Origin of the sequence: Nonomuraea sp. K271 (assembly GCF_009908215.1) — a bacterium.
Taxonomy (GTDB): domain Bacteria; phylum Actinomycetota; class Actinomycetes; order Streptosporangiales; family Streptosporangiaceae; genus Nonomuraea; species Nonomuraea longispora.
In genome coordinates this window covers 1-766 of record NZ_JAAAHR010000394.1, presented here as the reverse complement: position 1 = coordinate 766, position 766 = coordinate 1, and the positions used below count along the sequence as shown (strand labels likewise).

The following is a 766-nucleotide window of genomic DNA, read 5'->3' as shown; positions in this document are numbered from 1 at the left end:
CCCACGTCCACCCCGTCTCCCACCGCCAGCACCAAGGGCCTGCTCAGCCCGCTGAAGTACAAGGTCAGCCTCAAGGGCCAGTACCAGAAGACCAACTACTACTGTGTGCCCGCCTCGTCCTCGATGAGCCTGTCGACCTTCGGCGTCAAGGTCAGCCAGTCGACCCTGGCGAAGAAGATGAAGACCACCGCCTCCGGCGGCACCAAGGGCAAGTACGCCATCCCGGTGATCAACACGTACCTGAAGTCGAAGGGCTACAAGGTCTCCAGCACGACCGACGCCGACGGCAACGCCCTGAAGCTCATGGACCGGGTCTCCACCCAGGTGGGCGAGCTGCACAAGGCGCCCGTGCTCGCGGTGTGGATGGAGCAGCTGCCCTGGAACAAGGGCAAGGTCAAGGGTGAGAAGGTCGGTCACGCGATCATCGCGTACGGCTACGACAAGCTGGCCGGCACCATCACCGTCTACGACCCGTGGAAGCCGACCGGCGGCTCGCACACCGTCAAGGCCTCCACCCTGGCCAAGGTCCTGCAGCCGGGCGGCAACATGTACTACATCTCGAAGAGCTGACCGGCATCCCACGCTTTCGGCCACATCGTGCGCAACCGTCACTGCCTGCATGATCGCGTACCTACACTCGTGGCCTTCACCCGCTGTCGTGCAATCGTGGAGCGATCACGTGATCAACCGCAGGACGGGGACCGTTGCCGGTTTCGCCGTGACCGTGGGCACGCTGTGCATCACCTCTCTGGCGCCGGCCCACGCC

General features: G+C 64.5%; 1 protein-coding gene. It reads left to right on the top strand.

What is annotated here, in order from left to right; translation table 11 throughout:
- A partial coding sequence (locus GUY59_RS47150; RefSeq protein ID WP_161715160.1) for a C39 family peptidase occupies positions 1 to 570 on the top strand: 570 nt, incomplete at its 5' end.
- Positions 571 to 766: the final 196 nt, after the last annotated feature.